At 67.1% G+C, this 13,269-nt stretch carries 8 protein-coding genes and 1 tRNA gene; 5 read left to right on the forward strand and 4 right to left on the reverse strand.

Translation table 11 applies throughout. The features are described 5' to 3' along the window. Positions 1-9: 9 nt before the first annotated feature. Together E5P2_RS10945 and E5P2_RS10950 are read right to left on the reverse strand one after the other, a co-directional pair. Positions 10-789 carry an efflux RND transporter periplasmic adaptor subunit gene (locus E5P2_RS10945; protein ID WP_162567103.1) on the reverse strand — a complete coding sequence of 260 codons (780 nt, stop codon included), beginning with the start codon at positions 787-789 and terminating at the stop codon, positions 10-12. Then, positions 789-2,363, reverse strand: a complete 1,575-nt coding sequence (locus tag E5P2_RS10950) for a TolC family protein (RefSeq protein ID WP_162567104.1) — start codon at positions 2,361-2,363, stop codon at positions 789-791. Before E5P2_RS10950 ends, E5P2_RS10945 begins: the two co-directional genes overlap by 1 nt. A 344-nt stretch (positions 2,364-2,707) precedes the next feature. Between E5P2_RS10950 and E5P2_RS10955 the strand changes: the two genes are divergently transcribed. Next, positions 2,708-2,854, forward strand: coding sequence for a hypothetical protein (locus E5P2_RS10955; RefSeq protein WP_162567105.1), 147 nt, complete (start codon positions 2,708-2,710; stop codon positions 2,852-2,854). Between the two features lie 253 nt (positions 2,855-3,107). Here the strand turns inward: E5P2_RS10955 and E5P2_RS10960 are convergent. Next, positions 3,108-3,181 (reverse strand) — tRNA-Gly (locus E5P2_RS10960). 281 nt (positions 3,182-3,462) lie between these two features. Here E5P2_RS10960 and E5P2_RS10965 point away from each other — a divergent pair. Further along, positions 3,463-4,650 (forward strand): hypothetical protein, encoded by a 1,188-nt coding sequence (locus E5P2_RS10965; protein WP_162567106.1) that lies wholly within the window; start codon positions 3,463-3,465, stop codon positions 4,648-4,650. 43 nt (positions 4,651-4,693) lie between these two features. Here E5P2_RS10965 and E5P2_RS10970 read toward each other — a convergent pair whose 3' ends face one another. Continuing rightward, a complete protein-coding gene (locus E5P2_RS10970; RefSeq protein ID WP_162567107.1) occupies positions 4,694-5,242 on the reverse strand; it encodes a 2'-5' RNA ligase family protein in 549 nt (182 codons plus the stop codon). A gap of 144 nt (positions 5,243-5,386) precedes the next feature. Here E5P2_RS10970 and E5P2_RS10975 point away from each other — a divergent pair, with 144 nt between their 5' ends. The 3 genes from E5P2_RS10975 (at position 5,387) to alaS (ending at position 13,252) form a co-directional block, all read left to right on the forward strand. After that, on the forward strand, positions 5,387-6,364 hold the full coding sequence (locus E5P2_RS10975; protein ID WP_162567108.1) for a GGDEF domain-containing response regulator: 978 nt from the start codon (positions 5,387-5,389) through the stop codon (positions 6,362-6,364). 8 nt (positions 6,365-6,372) lie between these two features. Beyond that, a complete protein-coding gene (locus E5P2_RS10980) occupies positions 6,373-10,500 on the forward strand; it encodes a PAS domain S-box protein (RefSeq protein ID WP_162567109.1) in 4,128 nt (1,375 codons plus the stop codon). A 127-nt stretch (positions 10,501-10,627) separates the two neighbouring features. Next, positions 10,628-13,252, forward strand: a complete 2,625-nt coding sequence (gene alaS / locus E5P2_RS10985) for an alanine--tRNA ligase (protein ID WP_162567110.1) — start codon at positions 10,628-10,630, stop codon at positions 13,250-13,252. Positions 13,253-13,269 lie beyond the last annotated feature (17 nt).

Consider the following 13,269-nt stretch of genomic DNA (forward strand, 5'->3'; position numbering starts at 1 on the left):
AAAGGGACTTCAGCGCTGCGGCGGCGCCATCATGACCTTGCCGCTCATGCCGGCGGCCAGTTCGCTGAAGTGGCCGTCGATGACCGCATTCAGCTTGACCGACTGGCTGACGGGATCGACGCGCGCGCCGATGCGCTGCACCTTGGCCGGATAGGTCTTGCCGGTCTCGTCGATGTTGACTTCGAAGGTGGTGCCGTTGCGCACCCAGGCGAGCCAGCGCGACGGCACGATGAACTCCAGCTCCAACTGGCTGTCGTCGAGGATCTCCAGCAGCGGTTGACCCGGCTGCACGTATTGCTGCTCGCGCGCCTTCTGCTCGGCGATGCGGCCCGGGAAAGGCGCCGCGATCTGGCACTTGCCGATCAGCGCGCGATTGGCCGAGACCTCGGCCTGCGCACGCAGCACGTCCGCCTTCGAGACGTCGAGCTCGACCTTGCCCACCGAATTGAGATCGGCCAGCCGCTGATTGCCGTGCCAGGCGGTGTTGGCTGCCATCAGCATGGCCTCGGCCTTGGCGAGCTGCGCCTGCTGCAGCACGCAGTCGAATTGCACCAGCATCTGCCCTTGCTTGAAGGCGGCGCCCTCGGGCAGTGGCAGGCGGTTGATCTTGGCGCCGATCTCTGCGGCCAGCGTCGTGTAGCGGCGCGGTGCCAGCTGGGCTCTGACCTCGCGCGTCTCGAGCGCGGAAGCTGCGGCCGGCTGCGGCGTGGCAGCGTGGATGCCCGGGGCAAGAAGCGCGAGCGCGCAGGCCAGCAGGCCGCGCACGCGCGCTTCGAGCGAAACCGGCATCACCGGGTTTCCTCGAGCGGCGGCAACTCGCCCTTGTTCCAGGTCTGCAAGGACTGGCTGACGGCCTGGGTCAGCGCGGCGAGCGGCATGCTGGGCGAGGCGTCGACGGAGGGCTCCATGCCCAGCGTGGCCTGCAGCCGCGATGCGGCCGCCTGCGCGTTCGACAGCGCCTGGTAGCGGCGCAGCTGCGACAGCACCGACACGCTCTGCTGCGAGATCCGGTCCAGCACGGACTGCTTCTGCGCTTCGGCCTGGTTCGCGACCTGCTGGGCGAGGCGGCCATCGACCTGGGCGATGGCATCGGAGCGTTCGTACTGGCGCGCGCTGTTCGCGTACTGCAGGCGCGCGATGTGCAGCTGCGTGAGCACGGCCATCTGCATCGCCATGCGGCGCTGGTCCGCCAGCGCGACGCCGGTGTCGGCCAGGCGCATCTGCGCCGGTGCCGACAGCAGGCCCAGCAGGTTGAACGAGATCTGGGCGCCGACCTCGTTCCAGTTCTGGTGGATCAGGAAGTCGTCGTTGCTGTGGTTGTAGCCGTAGTTGAAGGACAGGCCCGGGAACAGCTTGAGCAGGGCGCGATGCGTTTCCTGCTGGGCGATGCGGGCGTTGTAGATGCCTTCGCGCAGGTCGGGATTGCGCAGCAGCGCCACCTCTTCGAGCTTGTCGAGCGGCTGCTGCAGCCAGACTGTGTTCACGTCGTTGGCGGGCTCGACCACGGTGTAGGGTGCGGCCAGCGGCAGGCCGGCCAAGGTCGCGAGCTCGACGCGCGCCGTCGAGAGTTCCTGCTCGATGGTTTCCAGGAGGCGCAGGTTCTCCAGCAACTGGCGCTGGTAGCGCAGCGGCTCCAGCGGCGAGCGGATGCGGTCGTCCTCGGCCTTGCGGGCATCCTTGAGTGCCTTCTCCGAATCGGCGATGGTGGTGCGCAGCAAGGGCTCCAGCTTCTGCGCGGCGACCACGCGCCAGTAGGCGGTGCGCACGTCCAGGATCAGATTGTGCAGCGCCTTGCGGCGGCGCTCGCCGGCGATGAGGACGCGGTCGGCGTTCTGGCGCGCGGCGTAGTAGCTCTGGCCGAAGTCGAGCAGGCTCCACGACAGGCCGATTTCGCTCGAGGCCACCTGGCGGCTCGACGAGATGTACGGATTGGCGAGCGATGGCAGGCCGGTGACCGAATCGATGCTGCGGGTGATCAGGTCGTTGTTTCGATCGCGGTAGCCGGCCGAGGCGATCAGCTTGGGCAGCATGTCGTACTTGCTGACCTCGAAGGTGCCCATGGCCACCGCTTCTTCCATGGCACGGTAGCGGCGCTCGGCGTTGTACTTGATGGCGCGGGCGATGGCACCGTCGAGTGTCAGCGGGCCGCCGAGCGGCTCGACATTGCGCTCCAGCGCGACCTTGTCCTGCTGCAGGGTGGCGCGGATCTCGGGGGTGGAAAGCTGCGCGGTTTCGACGCTGAACGAGGCACAGCCGCTCAGACCCAGCAACGCGGTGACCGCGAGGATCGTTGCCTTGACGGGACCGAAGCGAGCGCGAGAAAGCGTAGGTTCTTGTTGTTGTTCTTGTGGATCGTTGGGCATTGACACGACTTTCGGTACGCGCGGACACGCCTCGGTCGCCGGCGGCAGCGATCGTCGGGGTCCGGGCGCCGAAAGACGCCTTGCGCTGATGGATTCAGCGCAGGACCGTGCAATGACCATTTGAAGCGAAGCATTCCGAGACAGGGAGGAAGACGCTGTCCGGCGCGAACGCAAGCGAGCGGCTCATTTGTTTGCGAGTGTAGATTTTGTAGATTTATTACTTCCATCTACACACGCAACGTTTGCTGACTATACCGAATGCGGCCGGAAGCAAATGCTCGAAAAGCGCCCCAATTCTCCATTTGTTCGCGCTTTGAGCGTGCGGAATGGCATGTTGCGTCGCCGTGCCGACGACGGCCCTGGTCGTGATCGTCGGGATGCGGCGAGTTCTGGGCCTCTTCCGACTTGACCGTGCCTTCTTCGACATGGAGCTCGGCAACGTGCGCTTGCGCTTCGTGGCGCGCCTCGTCGGGCTGCGGCGCAGAGGGTGACCCACGTTGTCGGCCTCATGGCCCATGACAGCGGTAATCAGGGCCTCGCCAAGCGGTGGGTCGACAGCCCGCGGGGCAGTGCCTACGGTTGGCCTCAGCCACGATGTACGCCGAGAGCGCGGGCGTCAGCGGAACGACCTCGCGGGGCTTCCGCTTAGCCTCGGCGGCGGCGAAGGCTTCAGCCGCTTCGGACCAGTGGCGATGCGCCAGAGCGGCGGCGATGCGCTTGTCGTTGGTGCCGAGCGACGTGCGCTGGAGCGGGCGAAGGGAATCGAACCCTCGTATGAAGCTTGGGAAGCTGCCGTTCTGCCATTGAACTACGCCCGCGGCAGGCGCGGATTCTACTCTTTGCTCCGGTGGCTCTGAACCGATCGAAGGACCTTCGTGCGATCCCTGTGTACCGGGATGGAACCAGATCCGCCATCAGTGTCACACAGTGCGTTTCCCACAGCACGAGTTCCATGATTGGATCGCCATTTGCATCGCCGAATTCATCACCGGAGATATCTCCTCGCTCGAGCTTTCCGAGTCCATGTCGAATACCGGTCGGTAGCGAGCAAGATCGCGAAGCCCCGGACCTTGCGGACGAGAGCCACTGGACCGGAGTCTTGAAAGAGGTCGCGAATGATCTTCACGAACAGAAATGCCAGGTGCTTCTGGGCGTCCATGCCATGGTGATCGAGGCGATCGGGATCACGAGGGACTTCCCGTCCGAGCTGAAGATCGAATGCGAAGAGGCGGCCGTCGAGTTGACGAAAGCGATTGCATGTCCCGATGCGGATGCGCGCGGCTTCCAGATGGTCATCTCCAAGGCCGCGCACTGGATCAACAGTCAACCGCAAGACCCCGACGACCCGAACACCTCGTATGGCGGCCTGCTGGGCAACGCCATTTTCCAAAGAGTCACAAGCAGCCACACGATGCCGACAGTGGCAGCCTGCCTGGCCAAGTTCCATGCTGAGACGAAGGATTTGCCGTTCCGCGCGCGGGCGGATGCGGCTTCGGTATTTGTTCGCGTCATGTTCAATGCCGTGGCGCAGGACAGGCAGGCGATGGCCGTGATGTCGGGCACGAACGCTCCCCATCGATTCGGCGCTCGACTTGACGACATGGACACCAGCCTGGACGACCCCGTGCTCAGCTGGCCTGCATGGGCCGGGAAAGTCCGGGGAAAATTCGAATCGATGGTCGAACTCGAATGGAACATGTATTGCTTCCGTAATTCGGATCCGACGTTCTTCGAGTTTCTGGTGAGCAAAGAGAAACCTGGTGGCAATCGAAGGGTTGCGAAATTTTTCAGCGGAAAGGAAAACGCCGCCCTTGGCTACGATCTGATCGGCGGCCGGTCGGGAAAGGGGTGGCTGCAGCCCATATCCGAGTCGAAATGTATTTCGTTCTTCACGTTCAAATGGTCTGCCAGGGCCGATGGGGACATCGACATCTCCCGTCTGCGCTGCATTCATGCGCGCGGCTCGGACGTCGATGCGGAGGAGGTGATCGTGCCCGATGTCCTGTCTGCCCTCGACTGGGACCCCAGCTTCGGAATCGATCACCTCAAGCAGTCGCTGGCGAGGATCCTCTACAAGTCTTCCCACGCCTCCACCTTCGAGAGAGGGCAGGCGTCGATCGTGGAGACGGTCATGAAGTCGATGGCGCTTCATCACAACTACAAGCTGGCGTTCAGTCCGGCGTGGTCGCGACCCAACCCGCAGCCCGATCAGCACGCGCTCAGCGAATTCAACAGCAGGCAATTTGTCGTCGACGCGCTTCCCCATCTCATGCTCACGCCGACATGATGCGTCTTGCGGCCTCGCGGACTTCTTCGCGTCGTGCTCTGCGTCACACCAGCCGATGGCGCCCCAGCACCTCATGCCACACCCGATGCGGAGGCAGCCACGACCGCACGAGCACGAACTCCCGCACCTGCCAGCGGATCGGCGTCATGCGCTGCGCGCCCGCGCCCAGCGCGCGACGGGCGATGGTGATGTGCGGCTCCCACGGAGCAGGCCGTGCCCACGGCAAGATCGCTCGCTCGATCGCATGATGCAGCTTCGTCAGGCCCGGATGCGCCTGCGGACAGACGACAGCCACGCCGTTGCGCGTCCAGACACCGGATCGGTCGAGCACGAGTTCGAAGCTGCCGGCCCGCACGCCGCGCAGGGCCTCGTCGATGCCTTCGAGCTGCGCGTCGCTGCGCGCACCGAGCGGACACAGGGTCAGATGCAGCCGGTGCGGCTTGGGCTGATGGCTGCCCTCGGGCCACCACCACGCGCGACGATGCGCGTCGATGGCGGCCTGCACGGCCGGATCGGGTGCGATCCACACGTAGAGGGCCGGCGCCGGATCGGCCCGGTCGTGCAGGGGATCTCGATGGGTGGCTGCAGCCATGATTTGCCCGTCATTGAACTCCACCTGCGCGCTTGTCGTCCCCGACAGGGTTCCCGTGCAGGAATACCGGTTGGTGCGCCCCATTGCCGAGGCGCGGAGCCTGGATTGTTAACACGCTAAATCGATTCCGGCAAAATGCCTCCGATGAAGAAATCAACGATCGAGGCGAGCCTTCTTCTTGTCGACGACGACCCTGCCATCGTCCAGATGTTGAGCCGAATCCTTTCGGATTACTCGACCGTGCGCTTCGCGACCAGCGGCACCGACGCGCTGAGGCTCAGCCGGGAGGCGCCACCCGACCTGATCCTGCTCGACGCGCAGATGGGCGACATGAGCGGGCTGCAGGTGTGCGAGGCGCTCAAGGCCGATGCCGCACTGGCCGACATCCCCGTCATCTTCGTGAGCAGCCACCAGGAGCCGGAACTGGAGGTCGCGGTGCTCAAGATGGGCGCGGTCGATTTCATCCGCAAGCCCTTCGATCCGGCGCAAGTGACGGCGCGCGTGCAGACCCAGCTCAAGCTCAAGCGGCTGGCGGACGATCTTCGCCGCCTGTCGCGCGTCGATCTCGTCACCGGCGTGGGGAACGAGGCCGCCTATCTCGAGAACCTGATGCGCGAAGGCCAGCGCGCCCGGCGGTCGCGGCATCCGCTCTCGCTCGTGCTGGTCGAGGTCGACTTCTTCGAATCCTTCGAGGCCCTCTACGACCGCAAGGCTGCCGAGGCCAGCCTTGCATCCGTGGCCGAGAGCATACGGCGCAGCGTTCGCCGCGGCAGTGATTTCGTCGCCCGCCTCGAGCGCGACCGGTTCGCGCTGATCCTGCCCGAAACGCCGGCCGAGGGCGCCTTGCATGTGGCCAACGCGGCGCTCGGTGCGGTCGAGGCGCTGGACATTGCTCACCAGGGGTCGCCGGTGTCGCGTCACCTCACGTGCAGCGCCGGCGTCGCCTGCTTCGATGCGTCCTTGCAGGGCGAGGCGGCGCGGCCCGAAGCGATCGACAGCGTCGACGCGCTCGCCGATGCGGCGGCCGCGGCGCTCGATCGCGCGCGGGCCGCCGGTCGCGCCCAGGTCAGCCTGGTGACTGAAAAGGTTGCAATGCCGGGCCCCGAGCCCGAGCCGGACTGATCGTCTTCGTGCGGTCCTGGCGCTTCGCCCGCTCACTGGCCTGGCTCGCGATCGGGTTGTGCATTGCCGTGGTCGCGGCGCTGTGGCAGGTCCACGAGAACAACGAACTCGAGCGATCACGTTTCGACGCGCTGGCCCGCCGTGCGGTCGACCACCTCGCCGTGCGCATGCACACCTACGAATACGGTCTGCGCGGGACGCGCGGCGCCATCATCGCGGCCGGCGGCGAGACCGGCATCACACGCCTGCGCTTCGCGCAGTACAGCGCATCGCGCGACATCGAACGCGAGTACCCGGGCGCGCACGGCTTCGGCTTCGCCCGGCGCGTGCCGGTCGCACAGGAAGCGGCCTTCGTCGCCGCGGCACGGCTCGACGGCAAGCCCGACTTCAAGGTGCATCAGCTGGGGCCGAACGAGGGCGAGCGCTATGTGATCCAGTACCTGGAGCCGTCCGATCCTGCCAATCCGGCGTTCGGGCTCGACATCGCCTCGGAGCCCGAGCGGCATGCGGCCGCGGAGCGCGCGATGCTGAGCGGCATGGCCACGCTGACCGCGCCGATCACGCTGATACAGGCCACGCGGAAGCTGCATTCCTTGTTGCTGCTGCTGCCGGTCTACAAGGTCGGCAGCCCGGCTGCCAGGGCGCAGCGCGAAGGCCGCGTGCCGCTTTCGGCGCGGCAGATGCATGAAGAGACGGTGGGCTGGATCTACACGCCGCTCGTGATCGATGACGTGATGAAGGATTTCGATTTCCAGGACGGCGAGTTCGCGCTGACCCTGTCCGACGCCACCCGTCCCGGTCGGCCCGAACCCTTCTTCGCGTCCGCCGGCGCCGCGTCCGCGGACGCGCTGCGGACCGCGCTGCCGCTCGAGCTCTTCGGACGGACCTGGCAGGTCGAGGTCACCGCGTTGCCGCCCTTCGCGACGCAGCTGAACCTGCGCAGTCCCTGGGCGGTGCTGGCACGGGTGTCGACCCTCGTGGTGCTGCTGTCGCTGCTGTCGTACATCCATCAGCTCACGCAGCGCCGCAAGGTACAGGCCGACGAGCAGCGATCGCGGCTCGCCGCCATCGTGACCAGTTCCACCGACGCGATCATCGGGCGCGACCTCGAGGGCCGGATCACCGACTGGAACGGCGCCGCGGCCAAGATCTTCGGCTACACCGCGACCGAGGTGGTGAACCAGTCGCTGGAGACGCTGCTGGTGCCGCCCGAGTTCGAAACGGAAGAAGAGACCCTGATCCGTCATATTGCCCAGGGCCATTCGGTCGCCGCGTTCGAGACCTTCCGGCGGCACCGCGATGGCCGCCTGGTCGCGGTGTCGGTGGCGGCCGCGCCGATCCGCTCGGCCAACGGCCGCGTGATCGGCGCCGCGCAGACCGTGCGCGACATCACCCACGAGAACGCCAGCAAGGCACACATCCTGCAGCTGAACGCGACCCTTGAGCAGCAGGTGAGCGAACGCACCGCCCAGCTCGAGGCGCTGTCGGCGCGCGAACGGGCGATCCTGATCGGCGCGGCCAGCGCCATCATCGCCACCGACGTCAACGGGCTGGTGATGCTGTTCAATCCTGCTGCCGAGGCGCTGCTGGGCTATTCGGCGGCCGAGGTGGTGGACCGGGTCGGCATGAACCGCTTCCACGACACCTTCGAAGTGCACAGCCGCGCCATGGCCCTCACCACCGAGCTGGGACGGCCGCTCGACGTGGGCGAAGTGTTCGCGCCCGCGCCCGGAAGCGGCCCGGCCCACACCCGCGAGTGGACCTACGTGCGCAAGGACGGCAGCCGCGTCCCGGTGCATCTGAACGTGAGCCCGCTGCGCGACACGGACGGCCAGGTGGTCGGCTTCATCACCATCGCGATCGACCTGACCGAGCGCAAGGAGGTCGAGGAGAAGCTGCGCAACAACGAGCGCTTCATGCGCATCGTGACTGACAACATTCCCGGCCTGGTCGCCTACTGGACCACCGACCTGCGCTGCACCTTCGCCAACAGCGCCTACGAGCGATGGCTGGGCGTGTCCGCCGACCGGATGATCGGCATCTCGCAACAGGAACTGCTCGGGCCCGAGCTGTTCAGGAAGAATGAACCGCACATCCGCGCCGCGCTCGGAGGCGAACTGCAGCGCGTCGCGCGCACGCGGATCATTCCGTCCGGCTCGACCGTTCACTACTGGCTGCACTACATCCCCGACCGCGACGACGACGGCGTGGTGCAGGGCCTGATCTCGGTGGCGGTGGACGTTACCGACATGCGGCAGGCCCAGGAGCAGCTGGAAGCCCTGAACCTCGCGCTCAACGAGCGCAGCGCCCAGGCCGAGTCGGCGAACAAGGCCAAGAGCGAGTTCCTGGCCAACATGAGCCACGAGATCCGCTCGCCGCTCAACGCGGTCATCGGCCTGGCCTATCTGCTGCGGCAGACCGCGCTGGACGAACAGCAGCGCTCGTTCCTGCAGAAGATCGACGCCGCCGGCAATTCGCTGCTCGGCGTCATCAACGACATCCTCGACATCTCCAAGATCGAGGCCGGCGGCATGGTGCTGGACGAATCCGGCTTCGTGCTGCGCGGGCTGCTGGACGGCGTGGTGGCGATGATGGCCGTGAATGCCGGCGACAAGGGCATCGCGCTGCTGCTGGAGGCCGGCGACGATCTGCCGGCGCGCGTGCTGGGCGACGTCACGCGCATCCGGCAGATCCTGGTCAACCTTCTGAGCAACGCGATCAAGTTCACCGCGGAAGGCTCGGTCCGGCTGAACGTGCAGGTGCTCGAACGCGTGGAGTCCAAAGTGCGGCTGCGCCTGTGCGTGACCGACACCGGTGTCGGCATCGAGGCTTCGGTGCTCGGCCGCCTGTTCACCCCGTTCATGCAGGCCGATACCTCGACCACGCGACGCTTCGGCGGCACCGGACTGGGCCTGTCGATCGTCAAGCAGCTCGTCGAACTGATGGGCGGCGAGATCGGCGTCCGCAGCACGCCCGGCTCGGGCAGCGAATTCTGGGTCATCCTGCCGCTGATCGTCACCCACGAGAACGTCGCCCAGGCGGCCACCGGCATGCTGCCGGCCAAGGCCAAGCCCGAGGCGGTCGCCGAGGCGAGCCCGCTGCGCCTGGCGCGCGTGCGTGTGCTGGTGGTGGACGACAGCCCGGTCAACCTCGAGGTCTGCCAGCACATCCTCCAACGCCAGGGCGCCCAGGTCAGCCTGGCGAGAGACGGCCGCGAAGCGGTCGAGCGGTTGCGCGCGACGCCCGAGGCCTTCGACGTCGTGCTGATGGACATCCACATGCCCACGCTCGACGGCAATGAGGCGACACGCCTGATCCGCCGCGAACTCGGCCTCGCGCAACTGCCCGTGATCGCGCTGACCGCCAGTGCGCTGGTGGCGGAGCGCGAGCGCGCGCTCGAAGCGGGCATGACGGATTTCATCAGCAAGCCCTTCGATGCGCAGGCGCTGATCCGCAGTGTGCGCCGCTATGCGCAGCGCACGCGCGAAACGCTGCTGCCGGCCGCGCGGCCGGCGACTTCCAGCGTTGTTCGACTGCCCGCGGAATGGCCGCTCGTCGACGGCATCGACGCTGCCGATGCGTTCCACCGGCTGAGCGGCGACACCGACCTGTTGCTGAGCGTGCTGCACCGCCTGCTGGCCGAATTCGGCGACCTGGCGCACGCGGATGCCGCGGCCGTGGAAGGCGCGTCGCCGGCGGCGCAGGCTGCATTGGCGGCGCGGCTGCACAAGCTGCAGGGGAGTGCCGGCATGGTCGGCGCCAAGGCCGTGCTGCAGTTGGCCGCCGAGGGCGAAAGCGCGCTCAGGGCTGGCGACCCGGCACGTGCCGCACGTGCGATGCCGGGGCTCGGCGCGGCGCTGCGCAAGCTGCAGGCCGCGGCGCAACCCTTCTTCGACGTCCAGGCCGGCACCCGCGCCGCTGCGGTGCAGGCCGTTGCGGTGCTGCCCGTCGATTCGGGCGAGCTGGCGCGCCTGATCGACACGCTGCGCCGGCAAAGCCTGCTGGCGATGCCGATGTTCGACGCGCTCGGGCCCGCGCTCAGGGCATCGCTGGGCGGCGAGCGCTTCGCGGCGCTGGACCGTGCGGTGCAGGATCTCCAGTTCCAGCGCGCGGTCGAGATCCTGCAGTCGGGCTGAAGGGCCGAAGGGCTGTCAGGCGAAGGCCCAAACCTATAATCGCGCGTTCAGGAAAACCAAGCAGTCAGGTGGGTTCGATGCAGGGGCTGCCCGCAGCCGGCCGCCTTTGTGCAAAGCCAGACCCAAGATGAGCCAGCCCACTTCCAGCGTCGCCGACATCCGCAAGACCTTTCTCGATTTCTTCGAGAGCAAGGGCCACACCGTGGTGCCTTCGAGTTCGCTGGTACCGGCCAACGACCCGACCCTGATGTTCACCAACTCGGGCATGGTGCAGTTCAAGGACGTGTTCCTCGGCACCGACCGCCGCTCCTATGTGCGCGCGGCCTCGGTGCAGGCCTGCCTGCGCGCCGGCGGCAAGCACAACGACCTCGAGAATGTCGGCTACACCGCGCGCCACCACACCTTCTTCGAGATGCTGGGCAACTGGAGCTTCGGCGACTATTTCAAGCGCGAATCGCTCACCTGGGCCTTCGAGCTGCTGACGAAGGTCTACAAGCTGCCGGCCGAAAAACTCTGGGCCACCGTCTACATCGAGGACGACGAGGCCTACGACATCTGGACCCAGGAAATCGGCCTGCCGCCCGAGCGCGTGGTGCGCATCGGCGACAACAAGGGCGGCCGCTACATGTCCGACAACTTCTGGATGATGGCCGACACCGGCCCGTGCGGCCCCTGCAGCGAGATCTTCTACGACCACGGCCCCGACATCCCCGGCGGCCCGCCCGGCTCGCCGGATGAAGACGGCGACCGCTACATCGAGATCTGGAACAACGTGTTCATGCAGTTCGACATGCAGCCCGACGGCAGCGTCCGGCCGCTGCCCGCGCCCTGCGTCGACACCGGTATGGGGCTGGAGCGCCTGGCCGCGATCCTGCAACACGTCCACAGCAACTACGAGATCGACCTGTTCGATGCGCTGATCAAGGCGGCCTCGCGCGAAACCGGCGAGAAGGATCTCGAGAACAAGAGCCTGCGCGTGATCGCCGACCACATCCGCGCCACCGCGTTCCTGGTGGCCGACGGCGTCATTCCGTCGAACGAGGGCCGCGGCTACGTGCAGCGACGCATCGTGCGGCGCGCGATCCGGCACGGCTACAAGCTCGGGCAGAAGAAGCCCTTCTTCCACAAGCTGGTGCCCGACCTCGTCAAGCTGATGGGCGCGGCCTATCCCAAGCTCGTGGCTGACCAGCAGCGCATCATCGAGACGCTGAAGGCCGAGGAAGAGCGCTTCTTCGAGACCTTGGCCAACGGCATGGAAATCCTCGATGCGGCGCTGGCCGGCGATGCCAAGGTGCTGCCGGGCGACGTGGCCTTCAAGCTGCATGACACCTATGGCTTCCCGCTCGACCTGTCGGCCGATGTGTGCCGCGAGCGCGGCGTCGCGGTCGACGAGGCCGGCTTCAACGCGGCGATGGAAAGGCAGAAGGCTGCCGGCCGCGCCGCCGGCAAGTTCCGCATGGACCGTGCGGTCGACTATGCGGGCGCGGCCAACACCTTCACCGGCTACGAGCATCTCGAGGAGAAGGCGCGGGTCGTGGCGCTCTACGTCGAGGGCGTGGCGGTGCAACAGCTCGACGAGGGCCAGTCCGGCATCGTGGTGCTAGACACCACGCCTTTCTATGCCGAGAGCGGTGGCCAGGTCGGCGACGCCGGCGTGCTGATCGCCGAGGGCGTGCAGTTCGGCGTCGACGACACGCAGAAGATCAAGGCCGACGTGTTCGGCCACCACGGCACGCAGACGCAGGGCGCGCTCAAGCTCGGCGATGCCGTCACCGCGCGCGTCGACACGGCGCGCCGCGCCGCCACCATGCGCAACCACAGCGTCACCCACCTGATGCACAAGGCCTTGCGCGAGGTGCTCGGCGCGCACGTGCAGCAGAAGGGTTCGCTGGTCGATGCCGACAAGACGCGCTTCGACTTCGCGCACAACGCCGGTGTCACGCCGGCGCAGATCCTCGAGATCGAGCAGCGCGTCAATGCCGAGATCCTCGCCAACCAGGCGACGCAGGCGCGCGTGATGGACATGGAGTCGGCCCAGAAGACCGGCGCCGTGATGCTGTTCGGCGAGAAATACGGCGAGACCGTGCGCGTGCTCGACATCGGCTCCAGCCGCGAGCTCTGCGGCGGCACGCACGTGGCGCGCACCGGCGACATCGGTCTCTTCAAGATCGTCAGCGAAGGCGGCGTCGCCGCCGGCGTGCGCCGCATCGAGGCCGTGACCGGTGCCAACGCGCTGGCCTATCTGCAGCAGCTCGAGGCGACGGTGCACAGCGTGGCCGCCACGCTCAAGACGCCGCCCGCCGAACTGCAGGGCCGCCTCGCGCAGGTGCTCGACCAGGTGCGCGCACTGGAGCGCGAAGTGGGCTCGCTCAAGGGCCGGCTCGCATCGTCGCAGGGCGACGAGCTGGTCGCCCAGGCCGTGGACGTCAAGGGCCTCAAGGTGCTCGCCGCCAAGCTCGACGGCGCCGATGCGAAGACGCTGCGCGAGACCATGGACAAGCTGAAAGACAAACTCAAGTCCGCGGCCATCGTGCTGGCTGCGGTCGACGGCGGCAAGGTGCAGATCGCGGCCGGCGTCACGGCCGATGCCATGGGCCGCATCAAGGCCGGCGAACTGGTCAACTTCGTTGCCCAGCAGGTCGGCGGCAAGGGCGGCGGCAAGCCCGACATGGCGATGGCCGGCGGCACCGATGCGGCCGGCCTGCCGGCTGCGCTGAAGTCGGTGCAGGCCTGGGTGGCGCAACGGGCCTGAACACCGGCGCCGCGCAA

Origin of the sequence: Variovorax sp. SRS16 (genome assembly GCF_901827165.1) — a bacterium.
Classification (GTDB): Bacteria; Pseudomonadota; Gammaproteobacteria; order Burkholderiales; family Burkholderiaceae_C; genus Variovorax.

Bases quoted from the DNA above. Each gene is read 5' to 3' on its own strand.
- E5P2_RS10950 (WP_162567104.1), bottom strand. From the start codon at position 2,363: ATGCCCAACGATCCACAAGAACAACAACAAGAACCTACGCTTTCTCGC.
- E5P2_RS10975 (WP_162567108.1), top strand. From the start codon at position 5,387: ATGAAGAAATCAACGATCGAGGCGAGCCTTCTTCTTGTCGACGACGAC.
- alaS (WP_162567110.1), top strand. From the start codon at position 10,628: ATGAGCCAGCCCACTTCCAGCGTCGCCGACATCCGCAAGACCTTTCTC.
- E5P2_RS10945 (WP_162567103.1), bottom strand. From the start codon at position 789: ATGCCGGTTTCGCTCGAAGCGCGCGTGCGCGGCCTGCTGGCCTGCGCG.
- E5P2_RS10970 (WP_162567107.1), bottom strand. From the start codon at position 5,242: ATGGCTGCAGCCACCCATCGAGATCCCCTGCACGACCGGGCCGATCCG.